Annotated in this window: 16 protein-coding genes and 2 tRNA genes; 14 read left to right on the plus strand and 4 right to left on the minus strand. The window is 61.6% G+C overall.

Annotation, left to right across the window (positions count from 1 at the left end; genetic code table 11):
* Positions 1 to 120 precede the first annotated feature (120 nt).
* A tRNA-Leu gene (locus AC07SI_RS07785) sits at positions 121 to 207 on the minus strand.
* Positions 208 to 360: 153 nt separating this feature from the next.
* Positions 361 to 450, minus strand: a tRNA-Leu gene (locus AC07SI_RS07790).
* A 225-nt stretch (positions 451 to 675) separates the two neighbouring features.
* Between AC07SI_RS07790 and rnr the strand changes: the two genes are divergently transcribed.
* The 13 genes from rnr to AC07SI_RS07855 all read left to right on the plus strand — a co-directional run bounded on the left by rnr (position 676) and on the right by AC07SI_RS07855 (position 19049).
* On the plus strand, positions 676 to 3309 hold the full coding sequence (gene rnr, locus AC07SI_RS07795) for a ribonuclease R (protein ID WP_495005481.1): 2634 nt from the start codon (positions 676 to 678) through the stop codon (positions 3307 to 3309).
* Positions 3306 to 4061 carry a 23S rRNA (guanosine(2251)-2'-O)-methyltransferase RlmB gene (gene rlmB / locus AC07SI_RS07800; protein WP_065900136.1) on the plus strand — a complete coding sequence of 252 codons (756 nt, stop codon included), beginning with the start codon at positions 3306 to 3308 and terminating at the stop codon, positions 4059 to 4061. The genes rnr and rlmB overlap by 4 nt, the downstream gene beginning before the upstream one ends.
* A 307-nt stretch (positions 4062 to 4368) precedes the next feature.
* Positions 4369 to 4791, plus strand: coding sequence for a 30S ribosomal protein S6 (rpsF, locus tag AC07SI_RS07805; protein WP_003236224.1), 423 nt, complete (start codon positions 4369 to 4371; stop codon positions 4789 to 4791).
* 28 nt (positions 4792 to 4819) lie between these two features.
* Positions 4820 to 5050, plus strand: a complete 231-nt coding sequence (rpsR, locus tag AC07SI_RS07810) for a 30S ribosomal protein S18 (RefSeq protein ID WP_002551829.1) — start codon at positions 4820 to 4822, stop codon at positions 5048 to 5050.
* Between the two features lie 36 nt (positions 5051 to 5086).
* On the plus strand, positions 5087 to 5980 hold the full coding sequence (locus tag AC07SI_RS07815) for a hypothetical protein (protein ID WP_495005482.1): 894 nt from the start codon (positions 5087 to 5089) through the stop codon (positions 5978 to 5980).
* 18 nt (positions 5981 to 5998) lie between these two features.
* The gene (gene rplI, locus AC07SI_RS07820; protein ID WP_003171376.1) at positions 5999 to 6445 is read left to right on the plus strand and encodes a 50S ribosomal protein L9; all 447 of its coding nucleotides are present in this window, start codon (positions 5999 to 6001) and stop codon (positions 6443 to 6445) included.
* 110 nt (positions 6446 to 6555) lie between these two features.
* Entirely contained in the window at positions 6556 to 7953 is a 1398-nt protein-coding gene (gene dnaB / locus AC07SI_RS07825; protein ID WP_065900140.1) for a replicative DNA helicase, read from the plus strand.
* Positions 7954 to 8142: 189 nt separating this feature from the next.
* Positions 8143 to 10446 (plus strand): YgiQ family radical SAM protein, encoded by a 2304-nt coding sequence (locus AC07SI_RS07830; protein ID WP_065900141.1) that lies wholly within the window; start codon positions 8143 to 8145, stop codon positions 10444 to 10446.
* A gap of 220 nt (positions 10447 to 10666) precedes the next feature.
* Positions 10667 to 11587: an Ssp4 family T6SS effector gene (gene ssp4 / locus AC07SI_RS07835; protein WP_065900142.1), complete on the plus strand. Its 921-nt coding sequence runs from the start codon at positions 10667 to 10669 to the stop codon at positions 11585 to 11587.
* Positions 11584 to 12033 carry a hypothetical protein gene (locus AC07SI_RS07840; protein WP_201143430.1) on the plus strand — a complete coding sequence of 150 codons (450 nt, stop codon included), beginning with the start codon at positions 11584 to 11586 and terminating at the stop codon, positions 12031 to 12033. The genes ssp4 and AC07SI_RS07840 overlap by 4 nt, the downstream gene beginning before the upstream one ends.
* A 187-nt stretch (positions 12034 to 12220) precedes the next feature.
* Positions 12221 to 15511, plus strand: a complete 3291-nt coding sequence (locus AC07SI_RS07845) for a transglutaminase family protein (RefSeq protein WP_495005483.1) — start codon at positions 12221 to 12223, stop codon at positions 15509 to 15511.
* A gap of 161 nt (positions 15512 to 15672) precedes the next feature.
* Positions 15673 to 18159, plus strand: coding sequence for a circularly permuted type 2 ATP-grasp protein (locus AC07SI_RS07850; RefSeq protein WP_495005484.1), 2487 nt, complete (start codon positions 15673 to 15675; stop codon positions 18157 to 18159).
* Positions 18159 to 19049, plus strand: coding sequence for a transglutaminase family protein (locus tag AC07SI_RS07855; RefSeq protein WP_065900151.1), 891 nt, complete (start codon positions 18159 to 18161; stop codon positions 19047 to 19049). The genes AC07SI_RS07850 and AC07SI_RS07855 overlap by 1 nt, the downstream gene beginning before the upstream one ends.
* A 220-nt stretch (positions 19050 to 19269) precedes the next feature.
* Here AC07SI_RS07855 and AC07SI_RS07860 read toward each other — a convergent pair whose 3' ends face one another.
* Positions 19270 to 19452, minus strand: a complete 183-nt coding sequence (locus AC07SI_RS07860) for a hypothetical protein (RefSeq protein ID WP_495005485.1) — start codon at positions 19450 to 19452, stop codon at positions 19270 to 19272.
* A gap of 332 nt (positions 19453 to 19784) precedes the next feature.
* On the opposite strand from AC07SI_RS07860, the gene azu reads away from it, so the two are divergent.
* Positions 19785 to 20231 carry an azurin gene (azu, locus tag AC07SI_RS07865; RefSeq protein ID WP_120447501.1) on the plus strand — a complete coding sequence of 149 codons (447 nt, stop codon included), beginning with the start codon at positions 19785 to 19787 and terminating at the stop codon, positions 20229 to 20231.
* A gap of 215 nt (positions 20232 to 20446) precedes the next feature.
* Here the strand turns inward: azu and nadE are convergent, their stop codons facing one another.
* Entirely contained in the window at positions 20447 to 21274 is an 828-nt protein-coding gene (gene nadE / locus AC07SI_RS07870; RefSeq protein WP_065900157.1) for an NAD(+) synthase, read from the minus strand.

A 21274-nucleotide genomic window follows, 5' to 3' on the forward strand; every position in this document is an offset into this window, starting at 1 on the left:
GATAAACGATAAAGTTTCTCAGGTGCGGACGGGAGGGTAAATCGGGTGGGAAAGTTTCCAGGCTGATGTTTTCAAACCCCGGAAACGAAAAAACCCGCTTTCGCGGGTTTGATCTGAATTTGGTGCCCAGGAGAAGACTCGAACTTCCACGACCTTGCGATCACCAGCACCTGAAGCTGGCGTGTCTACCAATTTCACCACCTGGGCATTATCAACAACGCTTGCGCTGTTGATGGAGCGAACTATACGGAGGGCTTTTTGATCTGTAAACCCCTGATATCAAAAATATAAATCGGGATTCACGTTTAAAATCAAAGGCCTGAAACGAAAAAACCCGCTTTCGCGGGTTTGATCTGAATTTGGTGCCCAGGAGAAGACTCGAACTTCCACGACCTTGCGACGATCACCAGCACCTGAAGCTGGCGTGTCTACCAATTTCACCACCTGGGCATTATCTGACAACGTTGCCGTCGTCGATGGCGCGCACTATACGCAGCGCTATTTTGGCTGTAAAGCCCTGCTATCAAAAAAACCTGGAAAATTTCGCCAGTGGTCGTGCAAGGTGCGTTCCGAGGGCTGCAAAGGCCTTTAAAACGCTTGTTGATGCCTGAAATTTCCCGTTTCAATACGCGTATGCCAAACTAACCCGCATATAGACAAGGTGAAAACTCTCTAATGGCCGATTGGCAGTCCCTCGATCCCGAGGCCGCTCGTGAAGCGGAAAAATATGAAAACCCTATTCCTAGCCGCGAACTGATCCTGGCGCATCTCGCCGATCGGGGTTCGCCTGCTAGCCGCGAGCAGTTGGTCGAAGAATTCGGTCTGACCACCGAAGACCAGCTCGAAGCCCTGCGCCGCCGCCTGCGCGCCATGGAGCGCGACGCTCAACTGATCTACACCCGCCGTGGCACCTATGCGCCCGTGGACAAGCTCGACCTGATCCTTGGCCGCATTGCCGGCCACCGTGACGGCTTCGGCTTCCTGATCCCGGATGATGGCAGTGACGACCTGTTCATGAGCCCGGCGCAGATGCGCCTGGTGTTCGATGGCGACCGTGCCCTGGCGCGCGTTTCCGGCCTCGACCGTCGCGGTCGCCGTGAAGGCGTGATCGTCGAAGTGGTGTCCCGTGGTCACGAGACCATCGTCGGCCGTTACTTCGAAGAAGGCGGTATCGGCTTTGTGGTGCCGGATAACCCCAAGGTGCAGCAGGAAGTGCTGATCACCCCGGGCCGCAACGCCAACGCCAAGATCGGCCAGTTCGTCGAGGTGAAGATCACCCACTGGCCAACCCCGCGCTTCCAGCCGCAGGGCGACGTGATCGAAGTGGTCGGCAACTACATGGCGCCGGGCATGGAAATCGATGTCGCGCTGCGCACCTACGACATCCCTCACGTATGGCCTGAAGCCGTCGTGAAAGAAGCCCGCAAGCTCAAGCCCGAAGTGGACGAGAAGGACAAAGAGAAGCGCATCGACTTGCGCCATCTGCCGTTCGTCACCATCGACGGCGAAGACGCCCGCGACTTCGACGACGCGGTCTATTGCGAAGCCAAGCCTGGCAAGTTGCGCCTGTTCTCCGGCGGCTGGAAGTTGTACGTGGCGATTGCCGACGTCTCCAGCTACGTGAAAATCGGCTCGGCACTGGACAACGAAGCCCAGGTGCGCGGCAACTCGGTGTACTTCCCCGAGCGCGTGATCCCGATGCTGCCGGAAGAACTGTCCAACGGCCTGTGCTCGCTGAACCCGAAAGTCGACCGTTTGGCCATGGTGTGCGAGATGACTATCTCGAAAACCGGCGAAATGACCGATTACCAGTTCTACGAAGCGGTGATCCACTCCCAGGCGCGCCTGACCTACAACAAGGTCAGCACCATCCTGGAGACGCCGAAGACCAGCGAAGCCAAGGCCCTGCGTACTGAATACGCCGGCGTCGTGCCGCACCTCAAGCAGCTGTATGCGTTGTACAAGGTGTTGCTGGGCGCGCGTCACGTGCGTGGCGCGATCGATTTTGAAACCCAGGAAACCCGGATTGTCTTCGGTTCCGAGCGCAAGATCGCCGCGATCACCCCGACCACCCGCAACGACGCGCACAAGCTGATCGAGGAATGCATGCTGGCGGCCAACGTGGCCACTGCTGAATTCCTGAAAAAGCACGAAATCCCTGCGTTGTACCGTGTGCACGACGGCCCGCCGCCGGAGCGCCTGGAAAAACTGCGCGCGTTCCTCGGCGAACTCGGCCTGTCCCTGCACAAAGGCAAGGACGGCCCGACGCCGAAGGACTACCAGGCTCTGCTTGCGAGCATCAAGGACCGTCCGGATTACCACGTGATCCAGACCGTGATGCTGCGCTCCCTGAGCCAGGCGGTGTACAGCGCCGATAATCAGGGCCACTTCGGCCTGAATTACGAGGCGTACACCCACTTCACTTCGCCGATCCGCCGTTACCCGGACTTGCTCACGCACCGGGCGATCCGCAGCGTGATCCACTCCAAGCAGAATACCCCGCACGTCAAGCGCGCCGGTGCCATGACCATTCCGAAGGCTCGGATCTATCCGTACGACGAAGCGGCCCTGGAACAGTTGGGCGAGCAGTGCTCCATGAGCGAGCGCCGCGCCGACGAAGCCACCCGCGACGTGGTGAACTGGCTCAAGTGCGAGTTCATGAAAGACCGCGTGGGCGAGTCGTTCCCGGGTGTGATCACTGCCGTGACCGGCTTTGGCCTGTTCGTCGAGCTGACCGACATCTACGTCGAGGGCCTGGTGCACGTCACCGCGTTGCCGGGCGACTACTACCACTTCGATCCTGTGCATCACCGCCTGGCGGGCGAGCGCACCGGTCGCAGCTTCCGCTTGGGCGACACGGTGGAAGTGCAGGTCATGCGCGTCGATCTCGACGAGCGCAAGATCGACTTCGGCATGCCTGACAAACCGGCCGAACCGACTGGCCGGAAAAAACGTGGCAGCGACACCGCAGTCCCGGCCGCCAAGGGCAAGGGGGCTCCTGCGAAAGCGGCGGCCACCGAGCCTGCGCCGGCCAAGGCGGGTCGTCGTTCGTCTGCCAAGGACAAGGCCCCCGAAGCCTATCGCCCAAGTGACGCAGCGGCGAAAAACGCCGAACTGCGCAAGAGCCGTGAGTTGAAGCAGCAGTTGCTCAACGAAGCCAAAAGCGGTGGTAAAGCGGCGTCTGGGGGAAAGTCCCACGGGGCGGAAAAGCCGTCGAGCAAGCCGAGTAAACACCGTAAAGGCCCGCCAAAAGCGGGTTCGGCCCCCGCGAAAAGCGGCGGGTCGCGCAAACCTAAGGCCAAGTCATGAGTCTGGAAAAAATCTACGGCGTACACGCCGTAGAAGCATTGCTGCGTCACCATCCCAAGCGCGTCAAGCAAGTCTGGTTGGCCGAAGGTCGCAGCGAGCCGCGCGTGCAAGCGCTGGTCGAGCTGGCCACTGCCAACAAAGTCGCGATCGGCCAGGCCGAGCGGCGTGAAATGGACGTGTGGGTGGAAGGTGTCCACCAGGGCGTGGTCGCGGACGTGAGCCCGAGCCAGGTCTGGGGCGAAGCCATGCTTGACGAGCTGCTCGACCGTACCGAAGGTGCGCCGCTGCTGCTGGTGCTGGATGGCGTGACCGACCCGCACAACCTCGGTGCCTGCCTGCGTTCGGCGGATGCCGCCGGCGCGCTGGCAGTGATCGTGCCCAAGGACAAGTCGGCGACCTTGACGCCGGTTGTACGTAAAGTCGCCTGTGGCGCGGCGGAAGTGATTCCGCTGGTAGCCGTGACCAACCTCGCGCGTACCCTGGAGAAACTCCAGCAGCGCGGCCTGTGGGTCGTGGGCACGGCGGGAGAGGCCGAGGTCAGCATCTATGACCAGGACCTCACCGGCCCGACCATCCTGATCATGGGCGCCGAAGGCAAAGGCATGCGTCGCCTGACCCGTGAGCATTGCGATTACCTGGTGCACCTGCCGATGGCCGGCAGCGTCAGCAGTCTCAACGTATCGGTCGCAACGGGCGTCTGCCTGTTCGAAGCCCAGCGCCAGCGCGGTGCCAAGGCTAAAGCCAAGAAATAACCAAGTCTGGCGCAGGTCAAAATGTGGGAGGGGGCTTGCTCCCGAATACGGTGTATCAGCCAGTGCATTGGGTGACTGGCACACCGCTTTCGGGAGCAGGCCACCTCCCACATTTGTTTTAGTGGTGTATGGGCGCTGTTCAAATAATCACCAATCACCTTGCACCCTTTCTCCCCCTTCTCTACAATTGCGCCCCTTGCCTTCCTGGCAGGCACCGATGTGCCTCCCTGCGGCAAGATCCATAAGTGTCATTCACTCCTTGTCTGACCGTTTTTGAGCGGCAGGCTACAACCCGTAAGGAGCATTCATGCGTCATTACGAAATCATCTTTTTGGTCCACCCGGATCAAAGCGAGCAAGTCGGCGGCATGGTTGAGCGTTACACCAAGCTGATCGAAGAAGATGGCGGCAAAATCCACCGTCTGGAAGATTGGGGCCGTCGTCAACTGGCCTACGCAATCAACAATGTTCACAAGGCTCACTACGTGATGCTGAACGTTGAGTGCACTGGCAAGGCCCTGGCCGAGCTGGAAGACAACTTCCGCTACAACGATGCAGTGATCCGTAACCTGGTCATCCGTCGCGAAGAAGCCGTTACCGGCCAATCCGAGATGCTCAAGGCTGAAGAAAACCGCAGTGAGCGCCGTGAGCGTCGCGACCGTCCTGAGCACGAAGGCGCTGATAGCGCTGACAGTGATGACAGCGACAACAGCGATAACGCTGACGAGTAATCCACGGACCTTTTAAGGAGCCTATCAAATGGCACGTTTCTTCCGTCGTCGTAAATTCTGCCGCTTCACCGCTGAAGACGTGAAAGAGATCGATTACAAAGATCTCAACACTCTGAAAGCCTACGTATCCGAGACCGGCAAAATCGTTCCAAGCCGTATCACCGGTACCAAAGCACGTTATCAGCGTCAGCTGGCCACCGCTATCAAGCGCGCCCGCTTCCTGGCCCTGCTGGCCTACACCGACAGCCACGGCCGCTGAGACCGGGCAGTCGACAAGTAGTAAGGGATTGAATGCATGCGCGCCTTAGCTGAGTTCATCATGCGCGGTCGTGTGCAGGCCACTCTGGTAGTGGCTGGATGTGCGGCATTGCCGTTGCTTTATTGGTTGGGTGCTGCCGCAGGTTGCCTTGTGCTCCTGCGGCGCGGTTTGAAGGACGCCCTTGGCGTTCTCGCCCTGGGACTGCTGCCGGCCTTGGTCTGGTGGCTGCAATTCGACGATCCACGCGTGCTTCTGGTACTGCTGGGGTCATCGAGCCTTGCGTTGGTTTTACGCGCAAGCGAGTCCTGGGTCCGCACGCTGCTGGTCAGCGTGGCATTGGGGTTGGTGTACTCAGTAATGCTTGGCGCGGCTTTCCGCCCGCATATCGAGGCGCTGGCGCAGGAGATCGTCAAGATCCTGCCGCTGGCCCTCGGGGATCTCTACCAGCAGTTGACGGTAGATGAGCGAGCGCGCCTTGCGGCACTGATTGCACCGGTCCTGACCGGCCTGATAGCGGCACTGTTGCAGATCGTCAGCGTGCTGAGCCTGATTCTTGGGCGTTATTGGCAGGCGTTGTTGTACAACCCGGGTGGTTTTGGTCGCGAATTTCGCAGTATCAGAATCCCTGCGGGGCTGGCGATGTTGCTGCTGGCGTGCATGGTTGTCGGACCGAACTTCGGTCCACAGATGGCCTTGCTGGCGCCGATTTGCAGCGTACCGCTGGTGTTTGCCGGACTGGCCCTGATTCACGGGCTGGTTGCGCGAAAGCGCCTGGCCAAGTTCTGGCTGGTGGGGTTGTACGTCACGCTGTTGCTGTTCATGCAGCTGATCTATCCGTTACTCGTGGTCTTGGCCATTGTCGACGGCCTGATTGATTTTCGCGGTCGTCTCGCGTCGAAAGACGCCGATAACGCGAACGGTGAAGGTTAAAAGTTAGAGGATTTTCACATGCAACTGATCCTTCTGGAAAAAGTCGCCAACCTGGGCAACCTGGGCGACAAAGTGAACGTTAAGGCCGGCTACGGTCGTAACTACCTGCTGCCATACGGCAAAGCCACCGCTGCAACCGCTGCCAACCTGGCTGCGTTTGAAGAGCGTCGTGCTGAGCTGGAAAAAGCCGCAGCAGACAAAAAAGCATCGGCCGAAACTCGCGCTGCCCAACTGGCTGAGCTGGAAGTGACTATCACTGCCACCGCCGGTGACGAAGGCAAGCTGTTCGGTTCGATCGGCACCCACGACATCGCTGATGCACTGACCGCCTCCGGCGTTGAAGTGCAGAAGAGCGAAGTTCGTCTGCCGAACGGCACCATCCGCAACGTAGGCGAATTCGACGTAGCCGTGCACCTGCACGCTGAAGTTGAAGCCACCGTACGCGTTGTCGTGGTAGCAGCTTAAGCAGCACCTAACTGACTGGCACCTCGCGTGCCAGGCGGTTAACATCGGGCACGATCCTGTTTACAGGTCGTGCCTTTTGTTTTTCTACAAACCCCTAATTCCAAGTGGCCATGAACGATATTTCAGCTCCTGAGCAATACGATCTGCAAACCGCTGCCCTGAAGGTGCCGCCGCATTCCATCGAGGCCGAACAGGCCGTGCTCGGTGGCCTGATGCTGGACAACAACGCCTGGGAACGCGTGCTGGATCAAGTCTCGGACGGTGATTTCTATCGGCATGACCATCGCCTGATCTTCCGTGCCATTGCCAAGCTGGCCGACCAGAACTCGCCGATCGACGTGGTGACCCTGGCCGAACAGCTGGACAAGGAAGGCCAGACCTCCCAGGTCGGCGGCCTGGGTTATCTCGGCGAGCTGGCGAAAAACACACCGTCCGTCGCCAACATCAAGGCGTATGCGCAGATCGTCCGCGAGCGCGCCACGCTGCGCCAACTGATCGGCATCAGCACCGAGATCGCCGACAGTGCCTTCAACCCCGAAGGCCGTACCGCCGCCGAGATTCTCGACGAAGCCGAGCGCCAGATCTTCCAGATCGCTGAAGCACGGCCCAAGACCGGCGGCCCGGTAGGCGTCAACGAGCTGTTGACCAAGGCCATCGACCGTATCGACACGTTGTTCAACACCGACAACGCCATCACCGGTATTTCCACCGGCTACACCGACCTCGACGAGAAAACCAGTGGCCTGCAGCCGGCTGACTTGATCATCGTCGCCGGCCGTCCATCCATGGGTAAAACCACCTTTGCGATGAACCTGGTGGAAAACGCGGTGTTGCGCAGCGACAAGACGGTACTGGTGTACTCCCTCGAGATGCCAGGCGAATCGCTGGTCATGCGTATGCTTTCCTCGCTCGGCCGTATCGACCAGACCAAGGTGCGTGCCGGTCGCCTGGAAGACGACGATTGGCCGCGCCTGACCTCGGCGGTCAACCTGCTCAACGACCGCAAGTTGTTCATCGATGACACCGCCGGTATCAGCCCGTCCGAGATGCGCGCACGTACCCGCCGCCTGGTGCGCGAGCACGGCGACATCGCCCTGATCATGATCGACTACTTGCAGTTGATGCAGATCCCGGGCTCCAGCGGCGACAACCGGACCAACGAAATTTCCGAAATCTCGCGGTCCCTGAAGGCCCTGGCCAAGGAATTCAACTGCCCGGTGGTGGCGCTGTCCCAGCTCAACCGTTCCCTGGAACAACGTCCCAACAAGCGCCCGGTGAACTCCGACTTGCGTGAATCCGGAGCGATCGAGCAGGACGCCGACGTCATCATGTTCGTGTACCGCGACGAGGTGTACCACCCCGAAACCGAGCACAAGGGCATTGCCGAGATCATCATCGGCAAGCAGCGGAACGGGCCGATCGGCTTTATCCGCCTGGCGTTCATCGGCAAGTACACGCGTTTCGAGAACCTGGCTCCGGGCAGTTACAACTTCGACGACGACGAGTAAGCCCCAGCGCCTTCAAGGGCCTGATCGCCGGCACGCCAGCGGCCACATCTGGATGTATTCACTAATCAGTGTGGGAGCGGGCTTGCCCCCGATGGCTTCAGCACAATTCCGACTGTTGCCGTCGGAATTGGTCAAAATTTGTGCTATATTCCGCGCCCGCGATTTTTCATCTCAACACCGGTCACCGTCATGCAAACAGCCAAGCCGTTATTTGACTATCCCAAGTACTGGGCCGAATGTTTCGGTCCTGCGCCATTCCTGCCAATGAGCAGGGAGGAGATGGATCAGCTTGGCTGGGATTCCTGCGACATCATCATCGTCACCGGTGATGCGTACGTGGACCACCCATCGTTCGGCATGGCCATCATCGGCCGGCTGCTGGAGTCCCAGGGCTTTCGCGTCGGGATCATTGCCCAGCCGAACTGGCAGTCCAAAGACGACTTCATGAAGCTTGGCGAGCCGAACCTGTTCTTCGGCGTCGCGGCCGGCAACATGGACTCGATGATCAACCGCTACACCGCCGACAAGAAAATCCGTTCCGACGACGCCTACACCCCTGGCGGCATGGCCGGCAAACGCCCGGACCGCGCGAGCCTGGTGTACAGCCAGCGGTGCAAGGAAGCCTACAAGAACGTGCCGATCGTGCTCGGAGGCATCGAAGCCTCCCTGCGCCGCATCGCCCACTACGACTACTGGCAGGACCGTGTGCGCAACTCGATCCTGATCGACGCCACCGCCGATATCCTGCTGTACGGCAACGCCGAGCGCGCCATCGTCGAAGTGGCCCAGCGCCTGTCGTGGGGTCACAAGATCGAAGACATCACCGACGTGCGCGGCACTGCGTTCATTCGTCGTGACACGCCGGCAGGCTGGTATGAAGTGGACTCTACGCGGATCGACCGTCCGGGCAAGATCGACAAGATCATCAACCCGTACGTGAACACCCAGGACACCCAGGCCTGCGCCATCGAGCAGGAAAAAGGCCCGCAGGACGATCCGGAAGAAGCCAAGGTCGTGCAGATCCTTGCCAGCCCGAAGATGACCCGCGACAAGACCGTGATCCGCCTGCCATCGGTGGAAAAGGTCCGTGGCGACGCGGTGCTGTATGCACACGCCAACCGCGTGCTGCACTTGGAAACCAACCCGGGCAACGCCCGCGCGCTGGTGCAGAAGCACGGTGAAGTGGACGTGTGGTTCAACCCGCCGCCGATTCCGATGACCACCGAAGAAATGGACTACGTGTTTGGCATGCCTTACGCCCGCGTTCCGCACCCGGTGTACGGCAAGGAAAAGATCCCGGCCTACGACATGATCCGTTTCTCGGTGAACATCATGCGTGGCTGCTTCGGCGGCTGCACCTTCTGCTCGATCACCGAGCACGAAGGTCGCATCATCCAGAACCGTTCCGAAGAGTCGATCATCCGCGAAATCGAAGAGATCCGCGACAAAGTGCCGGGCTTCACCGGCGTGATCTCCGACCTCGGCGGCCCGACCGCGAACATGTACCGCATCGCCTGCAAGAGCCCGGAAATCGAATCCGCGTGCCGCAAGCCGTCGTGCGTGTTCCCGGGTATCTGCCCGAACCTGAACACCGACCACTCCTCCTTGATCCAGCTGTACCGCAGCGCCCGTGCGTTGCCGGGGGTGAAGAAGATTTTGATCGCTTCCGGCCTGCGCTACGACCTCGCGGTCGAGTCGCCGGAGTACGTCAAGGAGCTGGTGACCCACCACGTCGGTGGTTACCTCAAGATCGCCCCGGAACACACCGAGGAAGGTCCGCTCAACCAGATGATGAAGCCGGGCATTGGCAGCTATGACAAGTTCAAGCGCATGTTCGAGAAGTACACCAAGGAAGCGGGCAAGGAGCAGTACCTGATCCCGTACTTCATCGCCGCCCACCCGGGCACCACCGATGAAGACATGATGAACCTGGCCTTGTGGCTCAAGGGCAACGGCTTCCGCGCCGACCAGGTGCAGGCGTTCTACCCGTCGCCGATGGCCACCGCCACCGCGATGTACCACTCGGGCAAGAACCCGCTGCGCAAGGTCACCTACAAGAGCGACGCGGTGACCATCGTCAAGAGCGAAGAGCAGCGCCGCCTGCACAAGGCCTTCTTGCGCTACCACGACCCGAAAGGCTGGCCGATGCTGCGTGAAGCGCTGACCCGCATGGGCCGTGCCGATTTGATCGGCCCGGGCAAGGACCAACTGATCCCGCTGCATCAGCCGAGCACCGACAGCTACCAGAGCGCGCGTCGCAAGAACTCGACGCCGGCCGGCAGCCACAAGGTCGCCAAGGAAACCACCACCCGGATCCTCACCCAGCACACCGGCCTGCCACCGCGTGGCAGCGACGGCAGCAACCCGTGGGACAAGCGCGAGCAAGCCAAGGCCGCCGCCCAGGCGCGCAACAAGCAGGCAGCCAAGGAACGCGCGGATGCGGCCAAGGGCAAGGGCGGCAAGCCTGCGCGCAAGCCGGTCGTGCCGCGCTGATCGCAACCTGAATATGCAAAACGCCAGCCTCGTGCTGGCGTTTTGCTTTCTATTCGCTGGCGTACCTGTTTGTTAAGGTGGCGCCCATTGAATCGCCTTCGCGAGCAAGCCCGCTCCCACATTTGTCCGAGTTCCAGCATGAGAATGCGCGCGAATGTGGGAGCGGGCTTGCTCGCGAAGGCGTCAGTTCAGGCACCCTTCATTTCAAGGAAGAACACCCATGAGCAACCCCCTGCTCAACATTGGCATGGACTCCAACCGCTCCCAATTCATGGCGCGCCAGCGCATCGAAAGCCAGATCAACCTGCCGCGCCTGTTCGCTGCCATCGATGCCGACCCCGCCATTGTCGGTGCCGGTGTTGTGTATATCGATGCCGAGTTCAACGTCGTCACTCTGCGCGAATTCCAGCCTATCTGCAGCATCGCACCCAAGCGGTTGATCCTGCGTGAGGCACAGAAGTACATCGCGCCAACGCAATTCGCCCAACAGGTGCAAGACAACCCGCGGGAGTCCCGGCTGGTGGGCGAAGCGGTCAATACCACGCTGTCGTGTGCCGGTGCGGTCATCGGTTGGATTGTGGTGCTCAGTGGTTCCGTCGCGGTCCCGTTTTCGGCAGGCGCCAGTTCGGTGGTCGTGGCGCTTGGCTACACGGCTGCGGCAGCCAGTTCCGTGCAGTGTTTTGCCAGCGGCTATCGCACGGTCAATGAGATCCGTAACCCCGCGCGCAATGATCAGCTCGACAGTGAGGAGTGGTACCAATACACCATGATTGCCCTGGATGCGGCGTCGTTGGTCGGGGTAGGTTCATCGGCGCTGGCAACGGTCAAGCTGGTGCGGCTGAATAAGGCCGCCACCGGAAAAAGTGTAAGGGAGGTGCTCAGGGGCCTGAATCGACAGGAGCGCGCCAAGTTGACCAAAGAGCTGTTGAGCATCAACGATCCACGCCTGACGTCCAAGATGATCAAGCTGAAGCAGTTGTCGGGCGAGTTGCCTAAGCGGTTCACGCCCACTGAGGTCAAACATGCAACAGTCACGCAGATCAAGGATGCCTTGGGCGCAGTCATTGGTTTTACCGGCAGCGCAGTGTCGGGGAACGTACGCACAATTGCCGTAGGGCTGTATGAGGAGGCCGAGCAATGAACGAACTGCCCAGCATTCGCAGTTTTCTGTCGACGTATTTCCCGGTCTTCATGGGGGCGATATTTGCCTCGATTTTCACCCTCGTGTTTACGCTTCCGGTGTTCTTCGACAGCTATATGCCCAGCCTGTCCATGGCAGATAACGCCAAGTACGCCTTCCTGGTGGGTATCGCGCTCACGCTAATCATCGTGCACTGCAATTTCATGATCGCCCGCGGGCATCCCCAATGGACGTGGCCGGTCGTGGTGCTTTTGGGGGTGTGCTTTCTGAGTGTACTGCCAACCCTCAATGATCAACCGAATGCGCTGATGTATGCCTTGAGCCTCGTGTTCCCATTGCTTGGGCTATTGCTGTTCAACAGCAAGCGTCACCGTGAAATGCGCCAGAAACTGGTCGAAGTTCGCCTCCTGCGCGAAGCCATCAGCGCCCGCCAAAAAGCTCGCTGACTGGGTAGATTCACCACCCCCGCTCACATGACCGCCACATAAATGTGCAACCCTCGCACCATTACCGCAGCCACGGCGCCGTTTTGGTGCTGTACTGCACCGGGTCCCACGATAAAGCGCAATGACCGCCGCTCTGGCATAAGTCTTGCGCGCGTTGTGTCCATGCCCTGGCTCGCAGGAGGCCGCCGTGTCGATTCATGTCGCGTTGCACCACGTTACGCATTACCGCTATGACCGCGCTGTCGAACTCGGCCCACAGATCGTGCGTTTGCGCCCGGCGGCTCATAGCCGCACGCGGATTTTGTCCTACGCGCTGAAAGTGCTGCCCGAGCAGCACTTCATCAATTGGCAGCAGGACCCCCAGGGCAATTACCTGGCGCGCCTGGTGTTTCCGGAAAAGACCGACGAGTTGCGCATCGAAGTCGACCTGGTCGCCGAGATGGCGGTGTTCAACCCATTCGACTTTTTCCTCGAGCCCTACGCCGAAAAAATCCCGTTCACCTACGCCGCCGATGAGCAGCGCGAGCTGGCGCCGTACCTGGAAACCCTGCCGCTGACGCCGAGATTTGCCGCCTACCTTGCCGGCATCGACCGTACGCCGCTGCCGGCGGTGGATTTCCTGGTCGGCCTCAACCAGCGCCTGGCGGCCGATATCGGTTACCTGATCCGAATGGAGCCGGGCGTGCAGACCCCGGAATTTACCCTGGAAAACGCCTCCGGTTCCTGCCGCGATTCGGCCTGGCTGCTGGTGCAATTGTTGCGCAACCTGGGCTTGGCGGCGCGGTTTGTGTCCGGCTATCTGATCCAGCTCACCGCCGACGTCAAAGCCCTCGACGGCCCGTCCGGCACGGAGGTGGACTTCACCGACCTGCACGCCTGGTGCGAGGTGTATCTGCCCGGCGCCGGCTGGATTGGTCTGGATGCCACCTCCGGGCTGTTCGCCGGTGAAGGGCATATCCCGCTCGCTTGTAGTCCCGATCCATCATCTGCCGCGCCAATCAGTGGGTTGGTTGAGCCCTGCGAGTGCGAATTTACCCACGAGATGTCGGTTGAACGCATTTGGGAAGCGCCACGCGTCACCAAGCCCTACACCGAAGAGCAATGGCTGGCGATCCAGGCCCTGGGCAGGCAGATTGACGGCGACCTGCTCAAGGATGACGTGCGCCTGACCATGGGTGGCGAGCCGACTTTCGTGTCCATCGACGACCCCGACGGCGCCGAGTGGAACACCGCCGCCCTCGGGCCGGACAAGCGACGGCTGTCCGCCGAGCTGTTCCAGCGCATGCGCAAGCACTACGCGCCCAAAGGCCTGGTGCACTTCGGCCAGGGCAAGTGGTACCCCGGCGAGCAACTGCCGCGTTGGTCGCTCAATTGTTACTGGCGCCGCGACGGCGTGCCGATCTGGCACAACAGCGCGCTGATCGCCGATGAACAACAGGACTACGGCGCCGATGGCGTGCTGGCCGGGCGTTTTCTGGCCAGCGTCGCCGAGCGTCTGAAGCTGCCGGCGCGTTTCGTGTTCCCGGCCTTCGAAGACAATTTCTATTACCTGTGGCGCGAAGGCGCGCTGCCGCAAAACGTCACCGCCCAAGACCCGCGCCTGAGTGATGACCTTGAGCGCGAACGCCTGCGCAAAGTGTTCAGCCAGGGCCTGGATAAAGTCATCGGCCAGGTGCTGCCGCTGGCGCGCACCGCCGCCAATGATCGCTGGCAGAGCGGGTGCTGGTACTTGCGCGATAACCATTGCCGTCTGGTGCCGGGCGATTCGCCGCTGGGCTATCGCCTGCCCTTGGCCTCGCAACCGTGGGTGACGGCGGCGGAATATCCCTTTGTGCATCCCACCGACCCGAACCAGGATCAGCCGGGGCTGCCGACAACCGCGCAACTGCAGAGCCACGGTGAACCCGCGCCGAGCGACGAGCGCGTGCCGAAGGTAGACGAGTCCGCCGACTGGCTGACCCGTACCGCCCTGTGCGCCGAGGCCAGGGAAGGGCGCCTGTACCTGTTTATGCCGCCGCTGGAGCGCGTCGAGGATTACCTGGAGCTGGTGGCCGCCATCGAAGCCACCGCCGAAGAGCTGCATTGCCCGGTGCTGCTCGAAGGCTACGAGCCGCCGGCGGATACGCGCCTGAGCAACTTCCGCGTCACGCCGGACCCCGGCGTGATCGAGGTCAACGTGCAGCCGTCCGCCACTTGGGACGAGTTGGTGGAGCGCACCGAATTCCTCTACGAAGAGGCTCGGCAAACCCGGCTGACCACCGAGAAATTCATGATCGACGGCCGTCACACCGGCACCGGCGGCGGTAACCACTTTGTACTCGGCGGCGCGACGCCCAAGGATTCACCGTTCCTGCGCAGGCCGGATTTGCTGCGCAGTCTGATCAGCTACTGGCATAACCATCCTTCGCTGTCGTACCTGTTTTCCGGCCTGTTCATCGGCCCGACTTCCCAGGCGCCACGGGTCGACGAAGCACGCAACGATGCGCTGTACGAGCTGGAAATCGCCTTCGCGCAAATGCCCGAACCAGGCGAGGAGTGCCCGCCGTGGTTGGTGGACCGCTTGCTGCGCAACCTGCTGATCGACGTGACCGGCAACACCCATCGCGCCGAGTTCTGCATCGACAAACTCTACTCACCCGATGGCGCAACCGGCCGCCTGGGCCTGCTGGAATTGCGCGCCTTTGAAATGCCGCCCCATGCGCGCATGAGCTTGACCCAGCAGCTGTTGCTGCGCGCGTTGGTCGCGCGCTTCTGGCGTGAACCCTATGCACCGCCAAAGCTGGCGCGCTGGGGCACCGAACTGCACGACCGTTTCCTGCTGCCGCACTTTATCGAGCAGGACTTTGCCGATGTGATCGTCGAACTCAATGCCGCCGGTTACCCACTGCGCGCCGAATGGTTTGCCGCGCACCTGGAATTCCGTTTTCCCAAGGTCGGCGACTACGCAGTCAGCGGCATCGAACTGGAATTGCGCCAGGCCCTGGAACCCTGGCATGTACTCGGTGAAGAGGGCGCGGTGGGCGGCACGGTGCGCTATGTCGATTCATCGCTGGAGCGCTTGCAGGTGAAGTTGAGCGGCTTGCCGCCGCAGCGTTATCTGCTGACCTGCAATGGCATCCCGGTGCCGCTGCAACCCACCGGGCGCGTCGGCGAGTTCGTTGCCGGCGTGCGTTACCGCGCCTGGCAACCGGCCAACTGTCTGCAACCGACCATCGCGGTGCATGCGCCGTTGGTATTCGATCTGCTCGACACCTGGATGCAGCGCTCCCTGGGCGGCTGCCAGTACCACGTGGCCCATCCGGGCGGGCGCAACTACGACAGCTTGCCGGTGAATGCCAATGAAGCCGAGAGCCGGCGGATGGCGCGGTTTTTCAGGTTGGGGCATACGCCTGGGAAGCTGCAGGTACCGACGATGATCATCAACGATGAGCTACCGATGACCCTGGATTTACGGCGTTTCCCCAATAAAAATGACTGAACGCGGTTCGAAAAATGTGGGAGCTGGCTTGCCTGCGATAGCGGTGTATCAGCCAGCCAATAAGATGACTGGAAAACCGCTGTCGCAGGCAAGCCAGCTCCCACATTGGATCGCAGTAAATTTGAGTTAATCTGACTTCCCTTGCCTCTGCCGAGCGTTCCATGCCCGACTTGCTCGACCGTTACCCGCTGACCGCGGGCACTTATCACGAACTGCTCGACGACAGCGGCGCGGTGCGTGCCCATTGGCGGCGCCTGCTCGATCACCTGCAGCGCAGCACACCCGCGCAACTGGCCCAGCGCCAGGCGCTGCTGACCCGGCAGATCCAGGAAAATGGCGTGACCTACAACGTCTACGCCGACCCCAAGGGCGCCGACCGTCCGTGGGAATTGGACCTGTTGCCGCACGTACTGGCTGCCGATGAGTGGCAGCAGCTGGCAGCGGGTATCGCCCAGCGGGCGCGCCTGCTCAATGCGGTGCTGGCTGACCTCTACGGGCCGCAACGCTTGATCACCGAGGGCTTGCTGCCCGCCGAGCTGGTGTTCGGGCACAACAACTTCCTGTGGCCGTGCCAGGGCATCCAGCCGCCGGACGGCGCGTTCCTGCACCTGTATGCGGTGGATCTGGCGCGCACCCCGGATGGCCGTTGGTGGGTGACGGCCGACCGCACGCAAGCACCGTCGGGGGCCGGCTATGCCCTGGAAAACCGTACCATCGTGTCGCGGGCGTTCCCGGACCTGTACCGCGACCTGCAGGTGCAGCACCTCACCGGTTTCTTCCGCACGCTGCAGGAAACCCTGGCCCGCCAAGCGCCCGGCGATGACCAGCCGCCGCTGATCGTGCTGCTCACACCCGGGCGTTTCAACGAGAGCTATTTCGAACACCTCTACCTCGCGCGCCAGCTCGGCTACCCGCTGGTGGAGGGCGGCGACCTCACCGTGCGCGACAGCACCGTCTTCCTGAAGACCCTCAGCGGCCTGCGCCGGGTGCACGCCATCATGCGGCGCCTGGATGACGACTTCTGCGACCCGCTGGAGCTGCGTACCGACTCGGCGCTCGGCGTGCCCGGCCTGCTCGACGCCGTGCGCCAGGGCAATGTGCTGGTGGCCAATGCCCTGGGCAGCGGCGTGCTGGAGTCGCCGGGGTTGCTCGGTTTCCTGCCGAAGATCAACCAGTTCCTGTTTGGCGAAGAGCTGATCCTGCCGTCCATCGCCACCTGGTGGTGCGGTGAAGCGCCGGTGCTGGCCGAAGCCCTGGAGAAATTGCCGGAGCTGCTGATCAAGCCGGCGTTTCCGTCGCAAAGCTTCACCCCGGTATTTGGCCGCGACTTGAATGACGAGCAGCGCCAGGCCCTCGCCGAACGCATGCGCGCGCGGCCTTACGCGTATGTCGCCCAGGAGTTGGCGCAGCTGTCCCAGGCGCCGGTGTGGCACACCGTGGATGATCACCTGCAGCACCGCGCCATCGGCATGCGTGTGTATGCAGTGGCCAGTCAGGATGGCTATCGTGTGCTGCCCGGTGGCCTGACCCGCGTGGCGGCCGAAGCCGATGCCGAGGTGGTATCGATGCAACGCGGTGGCGCCAGCAAGGACACCTGGGTCCTCGGTGAACGGGCTGCCGGTGGCGAGCACTGGCGCGCGCAACGGGCGATTGGCGCGCATGATCTGGTGCGCCGCGACCCGTATCTGCCGTCACGGGTGGTGGAAAACCTGTTCTGGTTCGGGCGTTATTGCGAGCGCTGCGATGACAGTGCGCGCTGGCTGCGCATTGTGCTGGCGCGCTACGTCGATGGCGACGATCCGCTGGCACTGCAGGCCGCGGTCGAGCTGGGCGAGAACCTGCGTTTGTTGCCGGAGGAAGGCGAGTTGCCCGAGCGCCTGCTCGCGGCGTTGCTCGGCGATGACTGGCCGTCGAGCCTGCGTGCCAACCTGCAGCGCCTGCAGTGGGCGGCGTCGCAGGTGCGCGGCAAGTTGTCCCGCGAGAACTGGCAGGCCTTGGTCGAACTGCAGCGCGAAGCCTTGGAGCTGGAAAGCGAAAGCCCGGATTTTGGCGAGTTGCTGGATTTTCTCAACCGCCTGGTGATGTCCCTGGCGGCGCTGTCCGGCTTTGCGCTGGACGACATGACCCGCGATGAAGGCTGGCGCTTTTTGATGATGGGCCGGCGCATCGAGCGCCTGCAATTTCTCAGCAGCAGCCTGGCGGCATTCCTGCGCGGCGTGGCGGTGTTCGACCAGGCGGGGCTGGAGTGGTTGCTGGAGTTGGGCAACAGCAGCATCACCTATCGCTCGCGCTACCTGGCGGTGCCGCAACTGATCCCGGTGCTGGACTTGTTGCTACTGGATGAGCAGAACCCCCACGCCGTGCTGTTCCAGCTGAAACTGGTGAGCCGCACCTTGCGTCGCCTCAACGACGACTTCGGTGTGCCGCGCGAAACCGGCCTGGCGCCGTTGGTCGAGCGCCTCGCGCGTTTCGACCTGGGCTGCCTGGAAAACCCGCTGTTTGGCGAGTCCAGCGTGCGCGCCGCACTGGAGGGGCTGGCCGACCTGTTGCAGGCGGTCGCCGATGAAAGCGGGCAAGTGTCGGATCGCCTGGCGTTGCGTCACTTTGCCCATGTGGATGATGTCAGTCAGCAAACGGTGTCGGTGTGATGAGTGCGCGCTACCAGATTTTCCACGATACCCACTACCACTACGACAGCCCGGTGTCCCTGGCCCAGCAGCTGGCGCACCTGTGGCCGCGCCCCTGCGCCTGGCAGCGCTGCAGCGCGCAGCAGCTGGAGATCAGCCCGCCGCCGTCTTCGCGTCGCGATGAGCTGGACGTGTTCGGCAACCCGATCACACGGCTGGCGTTCGAGCGGCCCCATGATGAATTGCTGGTGAATGCCGGGCTCACCGTCGAAGTGCTGGCGCGGCCGACGCTGGATTTCCAGCAGTCACCGCCTTGGGACCAGACCCGTGACAGCCTGACCTACAGCAGCCAGCCGCTGTCGCCACAGCTGGTCGAGGCGTGCCGCTATCGCTTCGAATCGCCCTATGTGCACCTGAAGAAAACCTTCGTCGAGTTTTCCGAGAGCTGTTTCCCTCCCGGCAAGCCGTTGCTGTTGGGCGTGCAGGCCTTGATGGAAAAGATCTTCAGCGAATTCACCTTCGATGCCGAAGCCACCCAGGTCGCCACGCCGCTGGTGGAAGTGCTGGAGCGCCGGCGCGGCGTGTGCCAGGACTTCGCCCACCTGATGCTCGCGTGCCTGCGCTCGCGTGGCCTAGCGGCGCGGTATATCAGCGGCTACCTGTTGACCCAGCCACCGCCCGGCCAGCCACGACTGATCGGCGCCGATGCGTCACATGCGTGGGTTTCGGTGTATTGCCCGGTCGCGGGGTGGGTGGATTTTGATCCGACGAACAATGTACAGCCGGCACTGGAACACATCACCCTGGCCTGGGGCCGGGACTTTTCCGATGTATCGCCGTTGCGCGGGGTGATCCTGGGGGGAGGCAGCCATGACCCGGAAGTGCGGGTGACGGTGATGCCGCTGGAGTGAGGACCGGGCTTCTTAATTTGTGGCGAGCGGGCTTGCCCCGCGTTGGGCTGCACAGCAGCCCTGAAGCCTGAAGCTGCGGTCTATCTGAACTAACGGGGGATATATTGGGGCCGCTTCGCAGCCCAACGCGGGGCAAGCCCGCTCGCCACAACAAACCCGCTTGTCACAGCAAGTCCGATAGCCACGACAAGCCCGCTTGCGACCTGGCGCAACAGATCAATTATTCAGCCGGGTCTTTCGGTGTCTCGGTGTCGTCAGTCGCTACTTCGCCTTCGGCATCCGGGTTCAGTGCGCTGGCTTCTTCATCTGCAGCGGCTTTCTTGCGTTGCAGCTTTTCCTCTTTCTTCTGCTCCTTGGCCAAGTCTCTCTGACGTTTGGCGAAGGAGTAATTAGGTTTGGCCATGGGCGATCCTCTAGGGTCGAAGGTGAGGGTGGGCGGCGCGCAGCTGCCTTGGGCCGTCATGGTAGCAGCTTCAAGGGGCGCTTGGCCTTCACTTACCGCAGGCGTACGCGGCCAGCAGGCCGTTGAACAGGTGATTGAGGCGCATGGTTCGGACTCCAAAGGGTGATGGGCCGATCATAGGCAGGTGTCGCTACTTTAGCTGGTAGATTGTGTTGATAAGTCTGATAGCCTAAAGTTGTATACAATCTGTTGATTCAGATCATAAGAATTTACGCCTGCATGAGGCACCCTTGTCGCAATACGCGTTTTTTAACCCTGCCTTGGAGATTCACATGTTTGCCAAACTCGTTGCTGTTTCCCTGCTGACTCTGGCGAGCGGCCAGTTGCTTGCTGCAGAGTGCAAGGTCACCGTCGACTCCACTGATCAAATGTCCTTCAACACCAAGGCCATTGAAATCGACAAAAGCTGCAAGACATTCACCGTCGAGCTGACTCACTCCGGCAACCTGCCGAAAAACGTCATGGGCCACAACTGGGTGCTGAGCTCCGCCGCCGACATGCCTGGCGTCGCCAGCGACGGCATGGCTGCCGGCATCGACAAGAACTACCTGAAAGATGGCGACACCCGCATCATCGCCCACACCAAGATCATCGGTGCTGGCGAGAAAGATTCCGTGACCTTCGATGTGTCGAAACTGGCCGCCGGTACGGATTACGCGTTCTTCTGCTCGTTCCCAGGCCACATCTCGATGATGAAAGGCACTGTTGTCGTGAAGTAAGCCGACTCCGGTCGAAAAAAAAGCGCCTTTTCAGGCGCTTTTTTTGTGGGCGGTGAAAACCTGTGGCGAACGGGCTTGCTCCGCGTTGGGCTGCGAAGCGGCCCCAAAAACTGCCACATGGCTTGTGTGAATGACCGCGTTCAACTCACTGGGGCCGCTGCGCGGCCCAACGCGGGGCAAGCCCGCTCGCCACAGCGGCCCACTCACCACAGTGTTCACGGCGCGAACGGCATGACCCGCTTGTGCTCGGTCTTGCGGTAGGTGTCGCAGATGATCTTGAACGCTTCCTCACGCACCGGCTCGCCATGCAGGAACGCATCGATCTCGGCGTAGGTCACCCCATGGGAGGCTTCGTCAGGCTTGCCTGGGGACAGGTCTTCGAGGTCGGCAGTCGGGATTTTCTCGACCAGCGACTCCGGCGCACCAAAGTGCCGCGCAATCGCGCGGACCTGGTTTTTCACCAGGCCACTCAGGGGGGCGAGGTCGCAGGCGCCGTCACCAAACTTGGTGAAAAAGCCCATCACGGCTTCCGCCGCATGGTCGGTGCCGATCACCAGGCCACCGGCCGCGCCGGCGATGGTGTACTGCGCGACCATACGCATGCGCGCCTTGGTGTTGCCCAGCACGAAATCGCGGGACACCGCGGCCTTGCCTTCGAATGCCGCGACTTCATTGGCCAGCGACTTCACCGCCGGGCCGATGTTGACGGTATGGCGCTCGTCCGGCTCGATAAAGTCCACCGATGCCTGGGCGTCGATTTCATCGAACTGGGTTTCATAGGGCAGGCGCACCGCGATAAACCGGTAGGCTTCATCCCCGGTGCGGGTGCGCAGTTCCTGCATCGCGCGTTGGGCCAACAGGCCGGCGGTCAGGGAGTCGACGCCGCCGCTGATGCCCAGCACCAATGTCTTGAGCCCGGAATTGCGCAGGCAGTCCTGGATAAATGCCACACGCCTCGCAACTTCGGCTTCAAGGGCCGCCTGGTCTTTGAACGGTGCTTGGACCTTGAGCTGCTGCGCAATCTCACGCTGTACGGCTTGCAT

The sequence above is a fragment of the Pseudomonas sp. GW821-FHT05D12 genome (genome assembly GCF_059419825.1).